We start from the raw sequence: 24,471 nt of genomic DNA, 5'->3' as shown, positions 1-24,471 counted from the left end.
ACAATACTTTCTTTTATGAAAGAATATTTCGTGGATTTTATAAAAATTTTTTGTAAAAGTGGAAATGGAGGCTCTGGTTGTATTCATTTTTGCAATAATAATTATGCGAAAAGAAAAATTGCTGATGGAGGATCAGGAGGAAAAGGAGGTGATATAATTATACAAGGGAATCCTAACATTAATACATTTTTACATTTGAAATATAATAGACATTGTATTGCAATGGATGGAACTTCAGGAAAGAGAAATAAAATAACTGGAAAAAGTGGAAAAGATTTTTTAATAGAAGTTCCTATAGGAACTATAGTAAGTGATAGCAAAAACAGTATTTTAACAGAAATAACTGATAATTATATAAAAAAAGTTTTGTTTATAGGAGGAAAAGGCGGTAAAGGAAATGCTTTTTTTAAAGAAAAAAATAAAAGATTGTATTATTATAATAATGAAAAAAATGGAGAAATTACACAAGGTTATTGGATATTTTTAGAATTAAAAATATTAGCAGATGTAGGTATAGTAGGATTTCCTAATTCAGGAAAATCAACTTTACTTTCTACAATAACTAATGCTAAACCAATAATAGGTAATTATTCTTTTAGTAACAAAAAACCATATATTGGTGTAGTTAATATAGGATTTGATTCTTTTTTAGTCTCAGATATTCCTGGAATTATACGTAATTCTTCAAAGGGAAAAGGTCTAGGATATAGATTTTTAAGACATGTAGAAAGAAACAAAATTATATTAATTTTAATATCTTCAGAATTTAAAAATAAAAAAAAAAGATATTTTCATTTATTAAATGAATTAGGTAAATTTAATATAAAATTATTAAGAAAAAAACAATTGTTAGCAATTTCAAAATCTGATTTGATTAATGATAAAATAAAAAAAAAGGTTAAAAAAGATTTTTTTCATTTAGGTAAAAATATTGTTTTTTTTTCTTCTTTTAATAAAAGTGGTTTATTAGAATTGAAACAAAGACTTTGGAAATTACTTCAAGAATGAAATAATTTTTGTTCTACTATATTTTTATCTATATTTAATATTGTATTTGTGTTTTCTATATCAAATAGATAATCTAAAAAAATTTTTTCACAAAATATACGTAGCCCTCTTGCTCCAAGACCAAGATAAAATGATTCATTAACAATAATATCTAAAGCATCATCTGTTATATTTAATGAAATTTTATCCAAATAAAATAATCTTTTATATTGTTTTATTAAAGAGTTTTTTGGTTCTACTAAAATTCTTTTTAGAAGGATTTTATCTAATGGATTTAGATAATTTACAATAGGAAACCTTCCTATTAGTTCTGGAATTAATCCAAATTTTTTTAAATCTTCGTATTGTATTTCTTCTTTTAAATTATCTCTATATTGTTTTTTTTTATAAAAATATCCTATAGTAGAAGAATGTTTTCTTTCAGAAATTATTTTATTTATTCCATCAAACGTTCCACCTGCTATAAATAATATATTTTCTGTATTTATTGGAATCATTTTTTGTTCTGGATGTTTTCTACCTCCTTGAGGAGGTACATGAACAATAGAACCTTCTAATATTTTTAGTAATGCTTGTTGGACTCCTTCTCCAGAAACATCTCTAGTAATAGATGGGTTTGCACTTTTTCTAGATATTTTATCAATTTCGTCTATAAAAATAATTCCTTTTTCTGCAAAATTTATATGATAATCTGCAGATTGTAATAATCTTGTTAAAATAGATTCTACATCTTCTCCTACATATCCTGCTTCTGTTAAAGAAGTAGAATCAGATATAGAAAATGGAACATTCATTAATTTAGCTATACTTTTTGCTAATAAAGTTTTTCCGGTTCCAGTATCTCCAATTAATAGTATATTTGATTTGTCTATTTGTATATTTTCTTTTTCTTTTTCTTTTTTTTGATTTGTAAATAAATTATTATTATTGTTATAAATTCTTTTGTAATGATTATAAACGGCTACTGATAAAATTTTTTTAGTAATTTCATGACCTATTATATACTTATCTAAAAAACTTTTAATTTCTTTAGGTTTTTTTACTTTAATTTTGTTTTTGTAATCTTTTATTTTTAAATTTTTTGTATTATTACATGTCTCGTATAATTCATTATTATTTTTATTACTGTTAATAATTGAGTATGTTTTTTTTACGCAATAATCACATATATAACTGTTAATACCTGATATTAAAAGATTTATATTATTTTTATTTTTTCCACAAAAATTACATTTAAGTAAATCTTTCATAAAGATTATTTTAATATCATATTATTATTATAGTAATAGTAAAAAAGGAGCAAGCTCTCCTACAACACATCGCTACAACCTATTTTATCCTTGCTATGTTCCCATCCTAGGGAATTAAACAGGGAGCAGATTGTGTAGTACTTGCTCCAAATTTAGTAAATATAAAAAAAAATTATAAATTTTTATTTTTTTTATAATAATTAATAATTATAAATTATACTTTATACTGTAATTATTTAATGAATAAAAAATACATATTTATTACTGGTGGAGTCACATCTTCTTTAGGAAAAGGTATAGTATCAGCGTCATTAGGAATGTTATTGAAATATAGTGGATATAGAGTAACTATATTAAAAATGGATCCTTATTTAAATATAGATCCTGGCACAATGAATCCATATGAACATGGAGAGTGTTTTGTTACCACAGATGGAGCCGAAACAGATTTAGATTTAGGTCATTACGAGCGTTTTTTAAATCAGAATACAACTAAAAAAAATAGTATTACATCTGGATTGATTTATAAAACAGTAATAGATAATGAAAGAAAAGGCAATTATTTAGGAAAAACTGTACAAGTAATTCCACATATAACTAATGAAATTAAAAGAAGGATAAAAATTTTTGAAAAATCTAATAATTATGATATAATTATTACAGAAATAGGAGGAACAGTAGGTGATATAGAAATATTACCATATGTTGAATCAGTTCGTCAATTAAAATGGGAATTAGGAAAATTTAATGTAATAATTATTCATTTAACATTGCTACCATATATATCTTCTACTGGAGAGATAAAAACTAAACCTACACAACATTCTGTACGTAAGTTAATGGAAAATGGGATACAAGCTGATATTATTATATGTAGAACAAAAAAACATATTTCTAAAGAAATAAAAAAAAAATTGGCATTATTTTGTAATGTAAATTTAAATAATGTAATAGAAGCAATTGATACTGAAATTATATACGAAATCCCATGTTTACTTAATTTACAAAAATTTGATAAAATAGTTTTAGATCATTTAAATTTAAAAACATTTAATAGACCAAATTTTTCAAAATGGAATATTTTCATAAATAAATATAGAAATCCTAAATATAAAGTTAAGATAGCTTTAGTAGGAAAATATATAAAATTGCATGATGCTTATAAATCCATAGAAGAATCTTTAATACATGCTGGTACAAAAAATGAAATTTATGTTAAAATAAAGTGGATATGTTCTGAAACAATAAATAATGAAAATGTAAAAAAATTTTTTAGTGGGATATCAGGTATTTTAATAGCTCCTGGATTTGGAAATAGAGGAATAGAAGGAAAAATTTTAGCTGCAAAATATGCTAGAGAAAACATGATTCCTTTTCTTGGAATATGTTTAGGAATGCAAATTGCAGTTATAGAATTTGCCAGAAATGTATTAGGTTTAAAAAATGCAAACAGTTATGAAATTAATCCATTAACATCTCATCCAGTAATAAATATTATGGAACAACAAAAAAAAGTTATTTATAAAGGAGGAACTATGCGTTTAGGTGATTGGAAGTGTTCTTTTATTGAAGGATCAAAATTATTTTATATTTATAATAGAAAAAAAGAAGTATATGAAAGACATAGACATAGATATGAATTTAACAATGATTATTTAAAATTTTTTTCTAATGCAGGAATGAATGCTACTGGAATTAATCCAGATACAGGATTAGTAGAAGCATTTGAATTAAAAGACCATATATTTTTTTTATGTGTACAATATCATCCTGAATATAAAAGTACAGTTATAAATCCTCATCCATTATTTATTAATTTTGTTAAAATTTCTAAAAATTACAAATCTTTTAGTCCAAATAATTTCTATCAAATATGAAAAAGATGGAAAAAAATTTAGATTATAATTATATAATAGGATTATTTCTTATACTATTAGTTTTTTCAATTTTTACATACAACCTAAATTTAAATACAGGTGTAAATAAAAATTTAAAAAAAATTATTTCAAACAAAAAAAGTATTATTACCTTACGAAAAGATAATGAAGGTAAAGTAGAAGATTTTGTAACATTAGAAAATAATGTTTTAAGAATAAAAATATCTAACATAGGAGGAATTATAAGTGAAGTTTATTTAAAAAAGTATAAAACTTACGACTTAAATTCTTTTTCTCATAAAAATAAAAAAAATCTTTATTTAGTAAATAATTCTAGTTTTTTATATAATATAACTTTTACAAAAAAGAAAAAATTAAATACAAGTAATTTATATTTTATTCCTGTTTTTTTTAAAAAAAAAAATGAAAAAAATTGTTATGTTACTATGAAAGCAAAAAATCCTTTTGGAAAAGGATTTTTATATTATAACTATAAAATTGAGGGGGAGAATAAGTATGATATAAAATTTAATGTAAAAACAAAAGATATTAATTTATATAATGAATTTTTTACAATAGATTTTGAACAAAATCTTTTTCCATTGGAAAAAGATAGAAATTGGGAAAATTCTTATACACAGGTTTTTTATTCTTATACAAAACCTAATTATACAAATTCATCTATAAAGTATTTATCTGAAAGAAATTCAGAAAAAAAATACATCAATAATGTAAATTGGATATCTTGTAAACAACAATTCTTTTCAACTATTATTATTCCGGATAAAATATTGAAAAATGTTTATATTTTTTCGGAAAATTATTCTTCAGGAGATTTTTTAAAAAAAATTTATATTCATTCTTATATGAAAAACAAAGGATTAGATATAAATTTTTCATTTAGTTTGTATTTTGGTCCTATAGATTTTAAATTATTAAAACAATATAAAAATGGATTTGAAAATATTATTCCATTTGGATGGGGTTTTTTGAATTATATTAATAAATATTTTTTTCTAACAATTTTTAAATTTTTGGAAAAAACAAATTTGAATTATGGAATTATTGTAATTCTAATGACAATAGTAGTAAAATTAATTTTATCTCCTATAATTTATAAACAATATAAACTAAGTGCAGTAATGAGAATAATTCGTCCATATATAGAAGAGTTAAATAATAAATATAAAAATGAAGAAGTTATGGTAAAACAAAGGAAAATAATGGAATTATATAAAAAGGTAGGAATACATCCAATGTCAGGATGTATATCAGCATTATTGCAAATTCCTATTTTTTATTCATTATTTAAATTTTTTCCAACTCTTATTAATTTAAGGGGAAAACATTTTTTGTGGGTAGATGATTTAACTTCTTATGATTCTATTTTAAAATTACCTTTTTTCATTCCATTTTATGGGGATCACGTTAGTTTACTTACTTTATTATATGCACTTGCCTTGTTTTTATATACTAAATTTAGTAATAACGAAAATGAATTATCATCTAAAAATGAGGATTTTATGCCAAAAATGAATTTTTTATTGTATATTATGCCGTTTATAATGTTATTATTTATAAATAGTTATGCTTCTGCATTATCTTTATATTATTTTGTTTCAAATATTATTAACATAATATTTCTATTTTTAATTAAAAAATTTTTCTTAAATGAAGAAAAAATTTTAGAAAAAATACAAAAATGTAATATTTAATTTAAAATATAAATATTATGTCTTTTTGATGAAAAAAATATAATTTATTTTTTATTTCTAGTATTAATAAACCTTGTTTATTTACAGACCTTATAATACCATATATTATATTTTTTATTTTACAAATATAAAACAAAGACTTTTTATTTTTTAAGTATAAATTTTTTATATAATATTTTCTTATTAATTTTTCTCCATATTTTATAAAATATAAATATTCCGTTTGTATAGAAAAAATAATATCAAAAAATATATTTTTTATTTTAAAGTTATTTTTAAAAATTTTTTTCAAAGAAGTAGCATTAAGCTTATCATCGAATTCTATTTGATTAATATTTAAACCTATTCCAATAATAGAAGTATTTATTGTATTAAAAAAAACGTAATTTTCTATCAAAATACCTCCTATTTTTTTATTTTCTATGAAAATATCATTAGGCCATTTTATCCAAAAAAACTTTTTGTTAGAGATTTTTTTTAAAACTTTGTGTATTGCATTACTAATAATAACATTTATTATATATTTTCTTTTTATATAAAAATTTTTATTAGTATGAAATATAATTATGCTACAAATTAAGTTCTTATTATTTGTTGAATACCAGAAATTACCTCTTGTTCCTAATCCATTAGTTTGATATCCAGATGAAATAATTATCCAATTTTTGTTTTTATTATGATGAAAATAATTTAAACAATATTTTTTTGCATATTCATTTGTAGAATTTATTTTTTCAACATATATTAAATTCACAGGAAAAATAAATTTTTTCAAAAACATTTTATATTGATAAATTCAATTTCTTTAAGGTGAATATCTTATTTTTGCTTAATTTAATATTGTAAAATTATAATATAACTATTATTTTGTTATTAAAGAAAATTATAGAAGGAATTGAATCAGTTAATGGTACAAAAATTTCCATCTTAAATTTAGAAAGTAAAAAAAATTTTTTATGTGATTATTTTGTAATTTGCAATGGTAATTCTAATAATCAAGTATTTGCAATATATCAATCTATAAAAAAACATGTAATAAAAAATTTTAATAAAAAACCTTTTCATATAGAAGGACTAAAAAATAAAGAATGGATATTAGTAGATTATATATCTATTATTGTTCATGTTTTTCAAGAAGAAAAAAGATTGTATTATGATATAGATAGAATTTGGAAATAAAATAATTTTATTTATAAAATTATAATTTAATGAAGAAACTTACTACTACTATATGTATATGATATGAAAAAAAAAGTAAAAAAAAAGAACAATTTTTTTTGGATTTATGCAGTTATATTTGTAATATTTATTGGAATCTTTTTTTTTAAATCTACATTTTCCAACTATAGAAAAATAGATCAGGATACTTTTTTTAATCTTTTATCAAAAAGGTTAATAAAAAAAATTATTGTTCAACATAGAGAGATAGTACATGTTTATTTAAATAAAGAATTATTTCCAAAAAATATAATAAAAAGTAATCATAATTTTTTAGATGATAATAAATTCCGTGTTAATCCATTAAAATACGAATTTGAAATAGGAGATTTACAATTCTTTCAAAAAAAATTTGAAAAATATAAAGAAAAATATAATTTAAATACTCTTATTGAATTTAAAAATCAACAAGAATATACAATAACAAAATTTTTCTTTGATTACGGAATTTTTTTTATATTATTAATTATTTTTTGGATATTTCTTTTCAGAAGAATTGGGACACACGCTAGTGGAGCAGGTGGTCAAATATTTAATATTGGAAAATCAAAAGCTAGACTATTTGATGAAAATGATAATATAAAAATTACTTTTAAAGATGTAGCTGGATTAGAAGGGGCTAAAGAAGAGGTTCAAGAAATAGTTGAATTTTTAAGAGATCCTAATAAATATACTAAACTTGGAGGAAAAATTCCAAAAGGAGCATTATTAATAGGACCTCCTGGGACCGGAAAAACTTTACTTGCAAAAGCAGTAGCTGGAGAGGCAAAAGTTCCTTTTTTTTCTTTATCAGGATCAGATTTTGTAGAAATGTTTGTAGGAGTTGGAGCTTCTAGAGTTAGAGATTTGTTTGAAAAAGCAAAAGAAAAATCACCATGTATAATATTTATTGATGAAATTGATGCAATAGGAAGAGCAAGGGGAAAAAGTAGTATTGCTGGATCAAATGATGAGAGGGAAAATACACTTAATCAACTATTAACAGAAATGGATGGATTTGGAACAAATACAAATGTCATTGTTTTAGCTGCAACAAACAGATCAGATATTTTAGACAAAGCTTTACTTAGACCAGGTCGTTTTGATAGAACTATATCAGTTGATTCTCCAGAATTGAATGAAAGAAAAGAAATATTCCGTGTCCATTTAAAAAATTTAGTTTTGTCTAATAAAGTAGACATTGATTTTTTAGCTAGACAAACTCCTGGTTTTAGTGGAGCTGATATAGCAAATGTTTGTAATGAATCTGCTCTTATTGCAGCAAGGAAAAATAGAGAAAAAATAGTAAGCAAAGATTTTCTAGATGCAATAGATCGTATTGTAGGAGGATTAGAGAAAAAAAATAAAATTATAAAACCAAATGAAAAAAAAAGAATTGCATATCATGAAGCTGGACATGCTACTATAAGTTGGTTATTAGAACATGCATCTCCTTTAGTAAAAGTTACAATAGTTCCAAGAGGAAAATCTTTAGGATCTGCATGGTATTTACCGGAAGAAAGACAATTAACTACTCCAGAACAAATGAAAGATGAAATATGTGCATTATTAGCAGGTAGATCAGCAGAAGAAATTATTTTTAGATCAGTTTCAACAGGTGCATTAAATGATTTAGAAAAAGTAACAAAACAAGCTCAATCTATGGTAGCAATTTTTGGGTTAAATGAAAGAATAGGTAATATATCTTATTATGATTCTACAGGACAAAATGAATTTACATTTTCTAAACCTTATAGTGAAAAAACTGCTCAAATTATAGACGAAGAAATATCAAAAATTATTTCTGAACAATATCAAAGAGCAAAAGTCATATTAAAAAATAATGAAAAGAAGTTAGCTATGTTAGCTAATGAATTGTTAGAGAAAGAAGTAATTTTTAGAGATGATTTAAAAAAAATTTTTGGAGAAAGACCATATCCAGACGAAATAGGAGATATGTTAAGAAAAACTGTATAATTTTTTGTATGTGTATGAAAAAAAAAAAAGATTAAATTTTTTTATAAGATTTTGTACTGGAATAATTTATATTTTATTTATTCTATTTTCAATAGAAAAAGGCGGTAAAATATTTACATTTGTTATGATAATTTTATCTTACTTTTGTTTATTAGAGTTTTTTATTTTATCGAAATTTTCTCCTTTTTTTATTAAAAAATCATTCATTTTTTTTGTTTTTTTTACATTACTAGATTTTTTTTTTAAAAAGAAGTATTGTAAGTTTATTTAATATTTACTATTTTTATCACTACGTATTTTTTTTAATTATTCATATTAAACTAATTAAACTTTTTCATATAAAAAATAATAAAAATAAAATAAAAATTTCACAAGTTTATAAATTAATTTTTGGTTTAGTATACATAATTTTACCTTTTTATTTAACATGTTATATATATAATATTATTGGAAATGGAAAAAAAATAATTCTAGGTATTTTTTTTCTTACTTGTGTTAATGATACTTTTTCATATTTAATAGGAAATAAATTGGGAAAAAGAAAAATAGTGTTTTTTATATCTCCTAAAAAATCTTTAGAAGGATATTTAGGTGGTTTATTTTTTTGTTTAATATCAGGATTTTTTTTGTTAAAAATTTGGGGGGAAAAATATTGGATAATTTTGTCTATTATAGTTTTTGTTTTTGGATCTTTAGGAGATTTAGTAGAATCAACTATTAAAAGATATTATAATGTAAAGGATTCTGGTGTATTTTTACCAGGACATGGAGGTTTTTTAGATAGATTAGATAGTTTTATTTTTGTTATTCCAATTATATATATTTTAATAAAACTAGATTTTATTTTTTAAAAAATTAACAATAAATAAATGATTCATAAAGAAGGTAAATTTTTTTTGATATATTCATTTTTAATTATATTTTTTTTATTATTTATAATATTTTTTTTGTTTACTAAAACAATTTTTTTATTGTCATGTGTTATTTCTTTTACATTTTATATGTTTATAATTTATTTTTTTAGAAATCCTAAAAGATTTTTTTTTCATAAAAATAAAAAAATTATAATATCTCCTGCAGATGGTAAGATCATAGAAATAAAAAGAATTTTTGAAAATGAATTTTTGAAAGAAAAATGTTTTTGTATATCTATTTTCATATCTATTTTAGATGTCCATGTTAACAGATATCCTATATCTGGAAAAATTATTTATATTAAATATAATTCAGGAAAATATTTTATTGCTTGGTTAAAAAAAACATCATTGCAAAACGAACATACTACACTGGTAATAAAAACAATACAAGGAAAAAAAATCTTGTTAAGACAAATAGCTGGATTTATAGCTAGACGAATTGTTACTTATGCAAAAAAAAATTCAATTGTAAAAAGTGGCGATGAATTAGGTTTTATAAAATTTGGATCTAGAGTTGATATATTTGTTCCTTTAAATTCTAAAATTTTAATAAAGAAAGGAGAAAAAGTAATTGGAGGAATAACTAAAATATCTTTTATTCCATAAAAATTACAATGCATTCTCCTTAATTTTAATAAAAAAGATTTTAATAAATAAAATTAGTAAAGTAAATAGTAAATAAAATAAAAATACTTTTTTTATTTTACTTCTTCATAATCTACATCTTGTATATTTTCATTTCCTTTTTCATTTTTTTCATCTTTTTTTTCTGATTTATTTTTATTGTTTTCTTTTTGTTTTGAATTTGAATAAATTTCTTTAGAAGCATTTGTCCAAGCATCATTTAGTTTTTTTATGCTATTTTCAATATTTATAAAGTCTTTTTTAGCATGGGCATCTTTTAATTCTTTTAAACAGTTTCCAATATTTTTTTTGTTTTTTTCTGATAAATTATTTTTGTATTCTTTTAATTGTTTTTCAGTTTGAAAAATTTTATTATCTGCAGAATTTAATATGTCTATTTCTTTTTTAATTTTTTCGTCTTTTTCAGCATTTTCTTGAGCCTCTTTCTTCATTTTTTCTATTTCATCTTGATTCAGTCCTGAAGATGTTTCTATTTTTATAGATTGTTCTTTACCTGTTCCTTTATCTTTTGCAGATACATTTAAAATTCCATTTGCATCTATATCAAAAGTTACTTCTATTTGTGGAATACCTCTTGGAGCAGGTGAAATGTCAATTAAATCAAATCGACCTATTTCTTTATTGTCATTAAACATTGGTCTTTCTCCTTGACCTACTCTTATAGTTACTGCAGATTGATTGTCAGATGCTGTAGAAAATATTTCTGATTTTTTAGTAGGAATTGTTGTATTTGAATCAATTAGTTTAGTAAATACCCCACCTAATGTTTCAATCCCTAAAGATAAAGGAGTAACATCTAATAATAACACATTTTTTACATCTCCTGTTAATACACCCCCTTGTATTGCAGCTCCTATAGCTACAACTTCATCTGGATTTACTCCTTTAGATGGTTTTTTTTTGAAGAATTTTTCAACTTCTTCTTGTACTTTTGGAATTCTTGTAGATCCCCCAACTAAAATAACTTCATCAATATCTTTTGTATCTAAATTTGCATCTTTTAAAGCCTTATAACAAGGATCAATAGATCTTCTTATTAATTCTTCTGATAGTTGTTCAAATTTTGATTTAGTTAAAGTAATTACTAGATGTTTTGGTCCTGATTCAGTAGCTGTAATATATGGAAGATTTATTTCTGTTTGATTTGAAGATGATAATTCTATTTTTGCTTTTTCAGAAGCTTCTTTTAATCTTTGTAATGCCATTGGATCTTTTCTAAGATCTAAACTTTCTTGTTTATTGAAAGTATTAGCTAAATAGTCAATTATTATTTGATCAAAATTATCTCCTCCTAAGTGTGTATCTCCATTTGTTGATAATACTTCAAAAACACCATCTCCTAATTCTAAAATAGAAACATCAAATGTTCCTCCACCTAAATCATATACAACTATTTTTTTATTTTGATTATTTTTATCTAATCCATATGCTAGTGCAGCAGAAGTAGGTTCATTTATTATTCTTTCTACTTTTAATCCAGCTATTTCTCCTGCTTCTTTTGTAGCCTGTCTTTGTGCATCATTAAAATAAGCTGGAACTGTAATTACAGCTCTAGTTATTTCTTGTCCAAGATAATCTTCTGCTGTTTTTTTCATTTTTTGTAATATCATAGCTGATATTTCTTGAGGAGAATATAGCCTATTACCTATACTAACACGTGGGGTATTATTTCCACCCTTAATTATTTTATAAGGAGTATTTTTTAATTCTTCAGATACTTCTGAATACATTCTTCCCATAAATCTTTTTATAGAAAAAATAGTATTTTGTGGATTTGTTACTGATTGTCTTTTTGCAGGATCTCCTATTTTTCTTTCTCCTCCATCTACAAAAGCTACTATAGATGGGGTAGTCCTTTTACCTTCTGAATTTTGAATTACAACTGGATCATTTATTTCCATTACTGCAACACAAGAATTCGTAGTCCCTAAATCTATACCTATAATTTTACTCATTTCTATATAGTTATTAATTATTAATTATTTAATATAATATAAATTAAAATTCATCAATGATTATGCCATAGTTATTAATAGTTGTAGTTTAAACTTAACAAATTTGTATAAATGACAATAAAATGTTTTTATATAATATAAAAAAAAAATTATGACAAAAAGTCATTATTATAAATATTTTTTTAAAAATTACTTATATTGAAAAAGTAAAAATATAATTATGGATTTTTTAAGTTTTAAAACATGTTCGTTAAAAGAAAAAAATATAAAATCAGAATGGATATTACTAGATGCAAGTAATCAAATACTTGGAAGATTTTCTTCAAGAATAGCTTCAATTATTATAGGAAAACATAGGCCATTTTTTAGCTATAATATGATATGTGGAGATCATGTAATAGTAATTAACTCTGATTACATTAAAGTAACTGGAAAAAAGTTAAATAATAAAAAATATATTAGACATACAGGATTTCCTGGTGGGCAAAAAATGATCTTTTTTAAAGATTTGTTATATAAAGATTCTAGAAAAATAGTATATAAATCCGTAAAAGGAATGTTACCAAAAAATCGTTTAGGCCGTTTTATGCTGAAAAAAAGATTGCATATATATTCAAATTCATATCATAAACATGAGGCACAAAAACCAATTTTATTAAAAAATTTTAATTTTTTAAAATGAAAAAAATACATACTATAGGAAGAAGAAAAAGATCTTTAGCGAGAATTTATTTAGAATCTGGAAATGGAGTAATAACTGTAAATTTAAAAAAATTAGATAAGTATTTTCCTAAATATGTACATAATAAGATTTTTTATCCAATGAAATTATTGAACATTTTAGATAAATTTAACATAAATATTAGTGTTTTTGGAGGAGGATTTAATGGTCAAGCAGAAGCTATTTCTCTTGCTATATCTAGAGCTATTTGTAAAATAAATCCAAAAAATAAAAAAAAATTGAAAAATGAAGGTTTATTAACACGTGATCCTAGAGAAGTAGAAAGAAAAAAGTTTGGACAGAAAAAAGCAAGAAAAAAATATCAATTCTCAAAACGTTAATAAATTTTTTTTTAAAAAATATGGAAATTAATATTAAAGATTTATTAAAAGCAGGTGTCCATTTTGGTCATATTACACGAAAATGGAATCCAAATATGCGACCTTTTATTTTTATGAAAAAAAAAGGAGTACATATTATTGATTTATGTAAAACTATTTTAAAACTTAAAGAAGCATGTTTTGAAATAAAAAAAATAGCTATTTTTGGAAAAAAAATATTATTAGTTGGAACAAAAGAGCAAGCTAGGGAAAAGATTTCTTTTTATGCAAAAAGTATAAATATGCCATGTGTAACAGAAAGATGGTTAGGGGGGTTCCTTACTAATTTTACTACAATTCGTAAATCTGTTAAAAAAATGAATGGAATAGAAAGAATGAAAAAAAACGGAACTTTTGATACATTATCAAAAAAGGAAAAAATACTAATTAATAGATCATATAATAAATTATATAAAAATTTAGGTAGTATTTCTAATATGAATCATATTCCTGGTGCTATTTTTTTAGTGGATCCAAATAAAGAAAAAATAGCTTTAGAAGAAGCAAAAAAATTAAAGATACCTACTTTTGCAATGGTAGATACAAATACTAATCCTAATGATATTAAATATCCTATTCCTTCAAATGATGATTCTTCTAAATCTATAGATATTATATTGAAGTTTTTCATAAGTTATATAAAAGAAGGAATTGATATTAATAGAAACATACGATATGAAAAAAAAATTAGATAAAATATCAATTACTAAAGTTAACGAATTAAGAAAGAAAACTGGGATAGGAGTTTTATATTGTAAGAATGCATTAATTTATTCTAATGGAAATATAGATAAAGCAATAGATTTTTTAAGAAAAAAATGTAAGGATTTATCGTTAATTAGATCAAAATCAATTATAAAAGAAGGAGCAGTTCTTTCAAATGTTAATTCAGATTATTCTTTTGGAACTATTTTAGGAATTAGTTGTGAAACAGATTTTCTTTCTAAAAATTGTAAATTTTTAAATTTATTATCTATTATTTCTAAAAAATCATTGTTTTGTAATAGTAAAAATAAAAAAGATTTTTTAAATGTTTCTTGTAAAGAATATAATTATAAAAATGTAGAAGAAATGATTTTACATTATATAGGTATTTCTGGAGAATCTATAAAATTGAGTGTTTATGAGATAGCAAAATATCCATTTGTAATGAATTATACTCATTATAATAGAATAGCAGTTTTAGTTGGATTTTCATCAAAATTAGAAAAAGATGTTGCTAAAAATATAGCAATGCATATTACAGCTATGGATCCTATTTCAATAAAAAAAGAAGGAATACCAAATAATGTTTTAGAAAAAGAAATTGATATTATTAGAAATCAAATAAAAAATGAATATTCTTCAAAATCAAAAGAAAAAAATCAAAATATAATAGAAAAAATATTACAAGGAAAAATAAAAAAATTTATATTAAATAATGTTCTTTTGAGTCAAAAATTTATTAAAAATAATAAAATTTCTGTTGAAGAATATTTAAAAAATTCTTCAATAAATTCGGAAATTGTTTTTTTTAAAAGAATAAAAGTTTAATATGTTTAATGAAAAAACTTATTTTAATAATTTTAGATGGATGGGGAATCCCCCCAAAAAATTTTGAATTATTTTCTTCATCAGCTATTGAACAAGCTAAAACCCCGTTTATAGATTATTGTTATAATAATTATCCATATAGTAAATTGATAGCTTCTGGTGAACATGTTGGGTTACCAAAAGGACAAATGGGTAATTCTGAAGTAGGTCATATAAATTTAGGATCTGGTAGAAAAATAGTACAAAGTTTAAAAAGAATAAACTTATCTATTAAAAATGGAACTTTTAAAAAAAAGATAGATTTTTTATTAAAAAATACTGAAGAAAAAAAAATTCACTTTATTGGATTATTATCTAATGGTGGGATCCATTCACATATTAATCATCTTTTTCATATTATTAAAATACTTTATGAGAAAAGAATAAATAAAAAAATATATATTCATGCATTTACAGATGGAAGAGATACATCTGCAAAAGAAAGTATGATTCATATTAGTAACTTAATGGAAGTTTTGAAAAAATATGGAGGCCAACTTTCTACTGTAATTGGAAGATATTATGCTATGGATAGAGATTTTAAATGGGAAAGAACTAAAATAGCATATGATGCGATGGTAAATTGTAAAGGATTTTTTACTAAAAATATTTTTTCTTCTATAGAAGATTCTTATAAAAGAGGGATAACGGATGAATTTTTGCAACCATTTATAATAGTTGACGAAAATAGCCATCCAATTGCTAGAATAAAAAATGGAGATATTGTATTTTGTTTTAATTTTAGATCTGATCGTTCAAGACAAATTACAGAACTTTTTATTGGAAGTAATAACCCTTGTATATGTGAAAAAAAAGTTAATATAACAAATTATATTACCATGACTTGTTATAACAATAAGTATAATAATGTTTTATCTATGTTTAAAGAACAAATATTATCAGATACTATAGGTGAAGTGTTAGAAAAAGAAGGAAGAAAACAAATACGAATTTCTGAAACTGAAAAATATCCTCATGTAACTTATTTTTTTTCTGGAGGAAGAGAAATTCCATTTGAAAATGAAATTCGTATTATGTGTCCTTCTCCTAAAGTATCTACTTATGATTTAAAACCTGAGATGAGTTCTATTAAAATAGTAAATAGTATTATTCCAAAATTAAGAAAACAATATTATGATTTTATTTGTTTGAATTTTGCTAATCCAGATATGGTAGGGCATACTGGAAAAATGTTAGAAACAATAAAGGCATGTGAATTTGTTGATAAATGTACAAGATTATGTGTAGAAGAAGCAATAAAAAATTTTTACATGGTTGTTATTGTTGGAGATCATGGAAATGCAGAATGTATGCTTGATATAAATGGAGAACCAAATACAAAGCATACTACTTCTCCAGTCCCTTTTATTTTTATAGAAAATAAAATAAAAAAAGAAAATATTATTTTAAGAGAAGGAGCAATTTTATCAGATGTTGCTCCAACTATTTTAAAATTAATGAATTTACCTATACCAGAGGCAATGACAGGAAATACAATAATTAAATCTTATAAAAGATAATGATATTTTTAAAAACTATAGAGGAAATAATTTTAATGAAAAAAAGTTCTGTTTTAGCTTCAAAAACTTTGGGTTTATTAACAAAAGAAATAAAACCAGGAGTAAATACTATTTATCTGGATAATATTGCAGAAATTTTTATACGTGATAATGGAGGAATACCAGCATTTTTAGGATTATATGATTTTCCAAATACTTTATGTGTTTCACCAAACTATCAAGTAGTTCATGGGATCCCAAATAAAAAACCTTTGTACGAAGGTGATATAATATCAATAGATTGTGGAGTATACATGAATGGATACTATGGTGAACATGCTTATACTTTTGAAGTAGGTAATGTATCAAGTAAAATAAAAAAATTTCTTGAATTATCTAAAAAATCTCTTTATGCTGGTATAAAAAAATGTAAAATTGGAAATAGAATTGGAGATATAGGACATTCTATAGAAAATATTATTAAAAAAAATGGATATTTTATAGTAAAAGATCTTGTAGGACATGGAATAGGAAAAAATATGCATGAAGATCCAAAAGTACCAAATTTTGGAAAAAAAGGAAAAGGAATAAAATTAAAAGAAGGGCTAGTTCTTTCTATAGAACCTATGATAAACATTGGGACATCTGATATTTTATTTCATAAAGATGGATGGACTATAACCACTTTAGATAAAAATCCATCTGCACATTATGAACACAATGTTGCTATTGTAGATGGTAATCCATGTTTATTATCTACTTTTAGTTACATTTATAAAGAATTAAATATTGAATCATTAGAAGAATCTTATTATCAAAACAAAAAGATAGATTTTGATAATTTATGAAAATGGTATATTTTTCGATATTTTATAAATGTTATTTTTATGCCTACAATACAACAATTAATTAGAAAAGGTAGAAAAACTCCAAATAAAAAACGTAAATCTATTGCATTAGACTTTTGTCCACAAAAAAAAGGAGTTTGTACTAGAGTATATACTACTACTCCTAAAAAACCTAATTCTGCTATGAGAAAAGTAGCTAGAGTACGCTTTACAAACGGAAAAGAAGTAATTAGTTATATAACTGGAGAAGGACATAATCTTCAAGAACATTCCATTGTTTTAGTGAAAGGAGGAAGAGTAAAAGATTTACCAGGAGTAAAATATAAAATAGTTAGAGGAGCAAGAGATGCCGCCGGAGTAAATGGTAGGAAAAAAAGTAGAAGCAAATATGGAGCTAAAATGGATAAAAAAAATAAAATAGTAAATGAGAAAAATTAAGAAGAAAAAAAAATTGTATTCTCCTGATCCTAAGTTTCATGATGTTCTTGTTACTCGTTTTGTAAATCATTTAATGAAAAATGGTAAAAAAAATACTGCATATAGAATATTTTATAATGCTATGGAAAAAATAGATTTAATTAAACAAAAAGAAGAAAAATCATCATTAGAAATATGGAAAGAGGGATTAAAAAATTCTATGCCTAATGTAGAAGTTAGAAGTAGAAGAATGGGTGGAACAAATATACAAATTCCTGTTTTGATTTCCTCTAATAATAAAATGACAAGAGCAATAAAACTTTTAATTAAATGTGCCGTTATGAGGAAAGAAAAATCTATGGCTAATAAATTAGCATATGAAATTTTTGATGCATTTAAAGAAAGAGGAGAAACTATAAAAAGAAAAGAAAATCTTCATAAAATGGCTGAAGCAAATAAAGCATTTTCTCATTTTAGATTTTAGTTTTATTAATATGAAAAAAAATCTAATATATACAAGAAACATAGGTATTGCAGCACATATAGATGCGGGAAAAACAACTACTACAGAAAGAATATTATTCTATACTGGAATTAATCACAAAATTGGAGAAGTTCATGATGGCACTGCAACTATGGATTGGATGTTACAAGAACAAGAGCGAGGTATTACTATAACTTCTGCTGCTACTTGTTGTGAATGGAATTATGAAAACAATAAATATCAAATAAATATTATTGATACTCCAGGACATGTAGATTTTACTGTAGAAGTTGAAAGATCTATGAGAGTTTTAGATGGAATGGTTGTTTTATTTAGTGCAGTTGATGGAGTAGAACCACAATCAGAGACTGTTTGGAGACAAGCTGATAAATATGATATTCCTAGAATAGCATTTGTTAATAAAATGGACAGACAAGGAGCAGATTTTTTTGATGTTTGCTATCAAATAAACAATGTTTTAGGAGCAAAATCAGTACCTTTGCAAATCCCTATTGGATCTGGAGATGATTTTATAGGAATTGTAGATTTAATATCAGATATTGCTATAGTATGGAACGAAAAAGATTATGGTATGACATATAAAAAAATTCCTGTACCAACTGAAATGAAAAATATAGTAAAAAAATATAGAAGTAAGCTTGTAGAGACTTTGTCTGAATATGATGATGTTATAATGGAAAAATATTTATATGATAATTTTTCTTCTATATCTGAAAAAGATATAATAGAATCTTTACAAAAAAATACAATTAACTTAAATATAATTCCTATTTTATGTGGATCTTCATTCAAAAATAAAGGTGTACAAACAATGTTGGATGCAATATGTAGATATTTACCATCTCCATTAGAAGTTAAGGATGTAATAGGTATTAATCCTGTTAATAAAGAAAAAGAATCAAGAAGACCCAGTAAAAATGATCCATTTTCTGCATTGGCCTTTAAAATAGCAAGTGATCCTTTTGTTGGACGTTTAGCTTTTTTTAGAGTTTATTCTGGAAAAATAGAATCTGGATCATATAGTTTTAATGCTAGGTCTGGAAATAAAGAACGTATTTCTAGAATATATCAAATGCATGCAAACAAACAAAATCCAGTAAAACAAGTAAGTGCTGGGGACATTGCAGCTATAGTTGGTTTTAAGGATATTAAAACTGGAGATACCTTGTGTGACGAAAAAAATCCTATATTATTAGAAAATATATCTTTTCCAGATCCTGTTATAGGATTAGCTATAGAACCTAAGTATAAGTCAGACATTGACAAAATGAGCTTAGCTTTATCAAAACTAATGGAAGAAGACCCTACTTTCCAAGTTAGAACGGATAATTATACTGGCCAAACTATTATTTCTGGAATGGGGGAATTACATTTGGAAATTATTGTAGATAGAATGAAAAGGGAATTTAAAGTAGAAGTAAATCAAGGTAAACCACAAGTAGAATATAAAGAAGCTTTAACTGATTTAGTAAAACATAGGGAAATATATAAAAAACAAACTGGTGGAAAAGGGAAATATGCAGATATACTTTTTATATTAGAGCCTGGAGAAATTGGAAAGTCTGGATTAATATTTATTAATAAAATAAAAGGTGGAAATATTCCTAAAGAATATATTCCTTCTATAGAAAAAGGATGTAAAGAAATGATGAAAAGTGGGCCATTATCAGGATATGAAATAGAAAATGCAAAGATAACTATTATAGATGGATCATATCACCCTGTTGATTCTGATCAACTTTCCTTTGAATTAGCAGGAAAACTAGGTTTTAGGGAAGCTGCTAAAAAAGCAAAGCCTGTTTTATTAGAACCAATTATGAAATTAGAAATTGTTGTTCCAGAAGAAAATATGGGTGACGTAATAGGTGATTTAAATAGAAGAAGAGGTTTAATTCAAAATATGAATGAACGAAATAATATTAAGATTATTCAATCATTTGTTCCATTATCTGAAATGTTTGGATATGTTACAGTATTGAGAACTCTATCCTCTGGTAGAGGGACATCTACTATGGAATTTTCTCATTATGATATTGTACCAGAAATGGTAACATATGATATTGTAATGAATGATAAAAAAAATAATAAACAAAAAAGAAAAAAAAATATATAAATATCATGGGTTATAATATAAAAATTAAATTAAAATCTTATGATTATAATTTATTAGATAAATCAGCAGAAAAAATTGTAAAATCTGTTTTACCTACAGGGGTAGTGTTAAATGGACCTATTCCTTTACCAACTAATAAGAAAATATTTACAGTTCTAAGATCACCTCATGTAAATAAAAAATCAAGAGAACAGTATTTACTTCCAACTCATAAAAGACTTTTACAAATACAAAATGCAACATCTAAAACGGTAGATGCATTAATGAAATTAGAATTACCTAGTGGGGTAGAAGCAGAAATAAAAGTTTGATTATAATGATTATATGAATAATACTAAAATTAGTGGAATTATAGGAAAAAATTTCGGAATGACAAGTATCTATTTGGATAATGGTGACAATGTAGCTTGTACTATTGTAAAAGTTAATTATTGTTATGTAGTACAAATAAAAACATTGGAAAATGATGGATATTTTTCTATACAACTAGGTCTTGATGAAAAAAAGATAAAAAAAGTTAGTAGACCATTATTGGGCCATTTTAAAAAATCTGGTATATCTCCAAAAAAAAAATTATTAGAATTTAAAAATAGTAGTTATACAGATTTTAAATTAGGAGATGTTATAGGTGTTAATTTTTTTAATGTAGGTGAGATAGTAGATATATGTGGAATTTCAAAAGGTAAAGGATTTCAAGGAGTCGTAAAAAGACATAATTTCTCTGGAGTTGGAGAAAGAAGTCATGGCCAACATAATCGTTTAAGATCACCTGGATCTATAGGTGCTGGGTCAGATCCATCTCGTGTTTTTAAAGGGAAAAAAATGGCAGGCAGAATGGGAGGAAAGAAAGTAACTATTAAAAATTTAGTTATTTTAAAAATAGATAGTAAAAATAATATATTAGTGTTAAATGGGTCAATACCTGGAAATATAAATTCATATTTGATGATAAAAAAGAAGAAATGGAATTTAAAGTATTAGACAAACATGGAAATTATACGGATAAGAAAATATGTTTTGATGATAAAATGTTGTCAAACAAAAAATATGATAACTCTGTATATTTAGAGAATAAAAGATATTTGTTAGCTCAAAGACAAGGAACACATAAATCTAAAGAGCGTGGGGAGATTTCAGGTAGTAATAGAAAATTACATAGACAAAAAGGAACTGGTAGTTCTAGAAAAGGAAATATTAAAAATCCTATTTTTAGAGGTGGAGGTAGAGTATTTGGGCCTAAACCAAGAAAATATTTAATAAAAATAAATAAAAATACTAAGAGTAAAGTTAAAAAATTCTTAATAGAAGAAAAGATAATTAACAAAAAAATAAATATTATAGAAAATATACAAATAAAATTTCCAAAAACTAAGTTTTTTGTAACTCTATTAAAGTCGATTAAATTATATAATGTAAAACTATTAATAATATCTGGTGATATAAATAAAAATTTATATTTATCATCAAGAAATTTAAAATTATTGAAATTTATACATATAAATGAATTAAATTGTTTTTATTTGCTAAATTTTCCTAATATTCTTTTGTTTGAGAATTGTATAGATAAGATATATAAATATTTATCTTATGAAAATAATAAGAAATTATAAAGTAATGTAAAATGTAATTAAAATTAAGAATTATGATTTTAATTAAAACCATTGTTACGGATAAATCTATAGAAAAAAAGGAAAAATATAATCGTTATACTTTCTTTGTTTATCCTAATTTTAATAAAAATAAGATTAAAGAAGAGATCATAAGGATGTTTGGATTTTCTATTGAAAATATAAAAACTATGATTTATTCTAAGAAAAAAAAATTTAAATTTTCAACGAAAAAAAAGGTTTTTAACATAAGTAAAAAAAAAATTAAAAAGGTAATTGTACAAGTAATAGAGTTAAAGGATAAGGAAGAAGGGAAATTAAAAGGAAAAGAAATAGAGTTAAAGGATAAGGAAGAAGGGAAATTAAAAGGAAAAGAAATAGAGTTAAAGAATAAGGAAGAAGGGAAATTAAAAGGAAAAGAAATAGAGTTAAAGAATAAGGAAGAAGGGAAATTAAAAGGAAAAGAAATAGAGTTAAAGAATAAGGAAGAAGGGAAATTAAAAGGAAAAGAAATAGAGTTAAAGGATAAGGAAGAAGGGAAATTAAAAGGAAAAGAAATAGAGTTAAAGGATAAGGAAGAAGGGAAATTAAAAGGAAAAGAAATAGAGTTAAAGAATAAGGAAGAAGGGAAATTAAAAGGAAAAGAAATAGAGTTAAAGAATAAGGAAGAAGGGAAATTAAAAGGAAAAAAAAAGAAAAATTAATTAAATGTCAGTAAAAAAATTAAAACCTTTGACCTCTAGTCAAAGGTTTAGAGTTAAAAATAGTTTTGAAAAACTAACAACTAATATTCCTGAAAAAAAATTAGTAATAGGAAAAAAAAAATCTGGAGGTAGAAATAATACAGGTAGAAGAACTATGCGTTTTATTGGAGGTGGGCATAAAAAAAAATATAGAATTATTGATTTTAAAAGAAAAAAATTTGGTATAAGTGCAATAGTGAAATCAATAGAATATGATCCAAATAGATCATCTTTTATATCGTTACTTTGTTATGAAGATGGAGTTAAAAACTATATTTTAGCAATAGAAGGATTGAAAATTGGACAAAAAGTAATTTCTGGTAAAAATATTCCTTTTGATATAGGGAATTCTACATTTTTGAGTGAAATACCATTAGGTACTAATATTTCATGCATAGAACTTAATCCTGGACAAGGAGCAAAAATAGCAAGAGGAGCAGGATCTTTTGCTCAATTATTTGCTAGAGATGAAAAATATTCTAGTATAAAACTTCCATCTGGAGAAATTAGGATGATAATTAATTCATGTATGGCTACAATAGGAATTGTATCTAATTTAGATCATCAATTAGAAAAATATGGAAAAGCTGGAAAAAAAAGACATTTAGGAAAAAGACCTAGAACTAGAGGTGTAGCTATGAATCCAGTTGATCATCCTATGGGAGGTGGAGAAGGAAAAGCAACTGGAGGTATTCCTAGAAGTAGAAAAGGAATACCATCTAAAGGATTTAAAACTAGAAATAAAAGAAAACACTCTAATAAGTATATTTTACAAAGAAGAAAAAAATAATTATAAAAAATTTGTAGTAATTATGGGTAGATCTTTAAAAAAAGGACCATATGTTTCATATAAACTTTATAAAAAAGTATTAAAAAATATAAAGCATAATAAAAAAACTGCTATTAAAACATGGTCAAGACCATCTACAATACTTCCTGATTTTGTAGGTCAAACATTTTCAGTTCATAATGGTAAACAATTTATTAATGTGTATATTACTGAAGATATGATAGGACGAAAACTTGGCGAATTTGCTCCTACAAGAATATTTAGAGCACATTCCGGATCAAAAAGAAAAGTAAAAGTTAAGAATTAAGTTTTTTTATTGATAAATATAAAATATAGTAATTTTAATAGTGTTTAAAATAAATGAGAACAGTAACTAATACTAATGTAGTATCAGCATCATTAAACAAAGTAAAAAGTTCTTCAAGAAAAATGCGACGTTTAGTGAATTTAATAAGAAATAAAGAAATAAAAAATGCTTTAGAAATACTATCTAATATTAATAGAAGTAAGAGGTCAATTGTTTTAAAAAAATTACTTTTGTCTTTATTATCAAATTGGAAGATAAAATATGGATCTTCACTTAAGAAAAAAAAAGAAAATCTATTTATAAATAGTATTATAGTAAATAAAAATAAAATTTTAAAAAGAATTAGACCTGCTCCACAAGGAAAAGGACATAGAATAAAGAAAGAATTAATAAGTGTTGTAGTTACTTTATGTAAAAAATAAAAAAAT

Annotated in this window: 26 protein-coding genes; 23 read left to right on the top strand and 3 right to left on the bottom strand. The window is 23.5% G+C overall.

What is annotated here, in order from left to right; genetic code table 11:
- Positions 1-15: 15 nt before the first annotated feature.
- The gene (gene obgE / locus H0H76_RS01955; RefSeq protein WP_185855369.1) at positions 16-1,008 is read left to right on the top strand and encodes a GTPase ObgE; all 993 of its coding nucleotides are present in this window, start codon (positions 16-18) and stop codon (positions 1,006-1,008) included.
- Here the strand turns inward: obgE and clpX are convergent.
- Positions 999-2,258, bottom strand: a complete 1,260-nt coding sequence (gene clpX, locus H0H76_RS01950) for an ATP-dependent Clp protease ATP-binding subunit ClpX (RefSeq protein ID WP_185855368.1) — start codon at positions 2,256-2,258, stop codon at positions 999-1,001. The two genes, obgE and clpX, sit on opposite strands and share 10 nt — an antisense overlap.
- A 239-nt stretch (positions 2,259-2,497) precedes the next feature.
- Here clpX and H0H76_RS01945 point away from each other — a divergent pair, with 239 nt between their 5' ends.
- Complete coding sequence (locus H0H76_RS01945; RefSeq protein WP_185855367.1) at positions 2,498-4,135, top strand: CTP synthase; 1,638 nt, start codon at positions 2,498-2,500, stop codon at positions 4,133-4,135.
- Entirely contained in the window at positions 4,132-5,850 is a 1,719-nt protein-coding gene (gene yidC / locus H0H76_RS01940; RefSeq protein ID WP_238783860.1) for a membrane protein insertase YidC, read from the top strand. The genes H0H76_RS01945 and yidC overlap by 4 nt, the downstream gene beginning before the upstream one ends.
- Position 5,851: 1 nt before the next feature.
- On the opposite strand, the gene H0H76_RS01935 is transcribed toward yidC, so the two are convergent.
- Positions 5,852-6,604: a biotin--[acetyl-CoA-carboxylase] ligase gene (locus H0H76_RS01935; protein WP_238783859.1), complete on the bottom strand. Its 753-nt coding sequence runs from the start codon at positions 6,602-6,604 to the stop codon at positions 5,852-5,854.
- Positions 6,605-6,717: 113 nt separating this feature from the next.
- On the opposite strand from H0H76_RS01935, the gene rsfS reads away from it, so the two are divergent.
- The 4 genes from rsfS (at position 6,718) to H0H76_RS01915 (ending at position 10,547) form a co-directional block, all read left to right on the top strand.
- Entirely contained in the window at positions 6,718-7,029 is a 312-nt protein-coding gene (gene rsfS / locus H0H76_RS01930) for a ribosome silencing factor (RefSeq protein WP_185855366.1), read from the top strand.
- 63 nt (positions 7,030-7,092) lie between these two features.
- On the top strand, positions 7,093-9,024 hold the full coding sequence (gene ftsH, locus H0H76_RS01925; protein ID WP_185855365.1) for an ATP-dependent zinc metalloprotease FtsH: 1,932 nt from the start codon (positions 7,093-7,095) through the stop codon (positions 9,022-9,024).
- 233 nt (positions 9,025-9,257) lie between these two features.
- On the top strand, positions 9,258-9,875 hold the full coding sequence (locus tag H0H76_RS02880) for a phosphatidate cytidylyltransferase (protein ID WP_317168072.1): 618 nt from the start codon (positions 9,258-9,260) through the stop codon (positions 9,873-9,875).
- 18 nt (positions 9,876-9,893) lie between these two features.
- On the top strand, positions 9,894-10,547 hold the full coding sequence (locus H0H76_RS01915; RefSeq protein WP_185855364.1) for a phosphatidylserine decarboxylase family protein: 654 nt from the start codon (positions 9,894-9,896) through the stop codon (positions 10,545-10,547).
- Positions 10,548-10,639: 92 nt separating this feature from the next.
- Here the strand turns inward: H0H76_RS01915 and dnaK are convergent, their stop codons facing one another.
- Complete coding sequence (dnaK, locus tag H0H76_RS01910; protein WP_185855363.1) at positions 10,640-12,541, bottom strand: molecular chaperone DnaK; 1,902 nt, start codon at positions 12,539-12,541, stop codon at positions 10,640-10,642.
- Positions 12,542-12,761: 220 nt separating this feature from the next.
- Between dnaK and rplM the strand changes: the two genes are divergently transcribed.
- From rplM to H0H76_RS01830, 16 genes are read left to right on the top strand one after another with little or no spacing between them, the layout of a single operon-like run.
- Positions 12,762-13,223 carry a 50S ribosomal protein L13 gene (rplM, locus tag H0H76_RS01905; protein ID WP_185855362.1) on the top strand — a complete coding sequence of 154 codons (462 nt, stop codon included), beginning with the start codon at positions 12,762-12,764 and terminating at the stop codon, positions 13,221-13,223.
- On the top strand, positions 13,220-13,603 hold the full coding sequence (gene rpsI, locus H0H76_RS01900) for a 30S ribosomal protein S9 (protein ID WP_185855361.1): 384 nt from the start codon (positions 13,220-13,222) through the stop codon (positions 13,601-13,603). The genes rplM and rpsI overlap by 4 nt, the downstream gene beginning before the upstream one ends.
- Positions 13,604-13,623: 20 nt before the next feature.
- Positions 13,624-14,337, top strand: coding sequence for a 30S ribosomal protein S2 (gene rpsB, locus H0H76_RS01895; protein WP_185855360.1), 714 nt, complete (start codon positions 13,624-13,626; stop codon positions 14,335-14,337).
- Positions 14,318-15,175 carry a translation elongation factor Ts gene (gene tsf / locus H0H76_RS01890; protein ID WP_185855359.1) on the top strand — a complete coding sequence of 286 codons (858 nt, stop codon included), beginning with the start codon at positions 14,318-14,320 and terminating at the stop codon, positions 15,173-15,175. The genes rpsB and tsf overlap by 20 nt, the downstream gene beginning before the upstream one ends.
- 8 nt (positions 15,176-15,183) lie before the next feature.
- A complete protein-coding gene (gpmI, locus tag H0H76_RS01885; RefSeq protein ID WP_185855358.1) occupies positions 15,184-16,734 on the top strand; it encodes a 2,3-bisphosphoglycerate-independent phosphoglycerate mutase in 1,551 nt (516 codons plus the stop codon).
- Entirely contained in the window at positions 16,734-17,561 is an 828-nt protein-coding gene (map, locus tag H0H76_RS01880) for a type I methionyl aminopeptidase (protein ID WP_185855357.1), read from the top strand. Before gpmI ends, map begins: the two co-directional genes overlap by 1 nt.
- A 39-nt stretch (positions 17,562-17,600) precedes the next feature.
- A complete protein-coding gene (gene rpsL / locus H0H76_RS01875; RefSeq protein WP_185855356.1) occupies positions 17,601-17,999 on the top strand; it encodes a 30S ribosomal protein S12 in 399 nt (132 codons plus the stop codon).
- Positions 17,986-18,462, top strand: coding sequence for a 30S ribosomal protein S7 (rpsG, locus tag H0H76_RS01870; RefSeq protein ID WP_185855355.1), 477 nt, complete (start codon positions 17,986-17,988; stop codon positions 18,460-18,462). Before rpsL ends, rpsG begins: the two co-directional genes overlap by 14 nt.
- A gap of 10 nt (positions 18,463-18,472) precedes the next feature.
- Positions 18,473-20,596: an elongation factor G gene (gene fusA / locus H0H76_RS01865; RefSeq protein WP_185855354.1), complete on the top strand. Its 2,124-nt coding sequence runs from the start codon at positions 18,473-18,475 to the stop codon at positions 20,594-20,596.
- Positions 20,597-20,601: 5 nt separating this feature from the next.
- On the top strand, positions 20,602-20,907 hold the full coding sequence (gene rpsJ / locus H0H76_RS01860; RefSeq protein ID WP_185855353.1) for a 30S ribosomal protein S10: 306 nt from the start codon (positions 20,602-20,604) through the stop codon (positions 20,905-20,907).
- A gap of 28 nt (positions 20,908-20,935) precedes the next feature.
- A complete protein-coding gene (gene rplC, locus H0H76_RS01855; protein WP_185855789.1) occupies positions 20,936-21,577 on the top strand; it encodes a 50S ribosomal protein L3 in 642 nt (213 codons plus the stop codon).
- Positions 21,559-22,206, top strand: a complete 648-nt coding sequence (gene rplD / locus H0H76_RS01850) for a 50S ribosomal protein L4 (RefSeq protein ID WP_185855352.1) — start codon at positions 21,559-21,561, stop codon at positions 22,204-22,206. Before rplC ends, rplD begins: the two co-directional genes overlap by 19 nt.
- Before the next feature lie 32 nt (positions 22,207-22,238).
- Positions 22,239-22,907 carry a 50S ribosomal protein L23 gene (rplW, locus tag H0H76_RS01845; protein WP_185855351.1) on the top strand — a complete coding sequence of 223 codons (669 nt, stop codon included), beginning with the start codon at positions 22,239-22,241 and terminating at the stop codon, positions 22,905-22,907.
- 4 nt (positions 22,908-22,911) lie between these two features.
- Positions 22,912-23,736: a 50S ribosomal protein L2 gene (gene rplB, locus H0H76_RS01840; RefSeq protein WP_185855350.1), complete on the top strand. Its 825-nt coding sequence runs from the start codon at positions 22,912-22,914 to the stop codon at positions 23,734-23,736.
- A 22-nt stretch (positions 23,737-23,758) separates the two neighbouring features.
- The gene (rpsS, locus tag H0H76_RS01835) at positions 23,759-24,043 is read left to right on the top strand and encodes a 30S ribosomal protein S19 (RefSeq protein WP_185855349.1); all 285 of its coding nucleotides are present in this window, start codon (positions 23,759-23,761) and stop codon (positions 24,041-24,043) included.
- Between the two features lie 53 nt (positions 24,044-24,096).
- Positions 24,097-24,465 (top strand): large ribosomal subunit protein uL22, encoded by a 369-nt coding sequence (locus H0H76_RS01830; RefSeq protein ID WP_185855348.1) that lies wholly within the window; start codon positions 24,097-24,099, stop codon positions 24,463-24,465.
- Positions 24,466-24,471 lie beyond the last annotated feature (6 nt).

The sequence above is a fragment of the Blattabacterium cuenoti genome, from assembly GCF_014251275.1.
Lineage (GTDB): Bacteria > Bacteroidota > Bacteroidia > Flavobacteriales > Blattabacteriaceae > Blattabacterium > Blattabacterium cuenoti_AG.
Note: the sequence above shows the minus strand (reverse complement) of the source record. Positions and strands in the feature narration are given on the sequence as shown.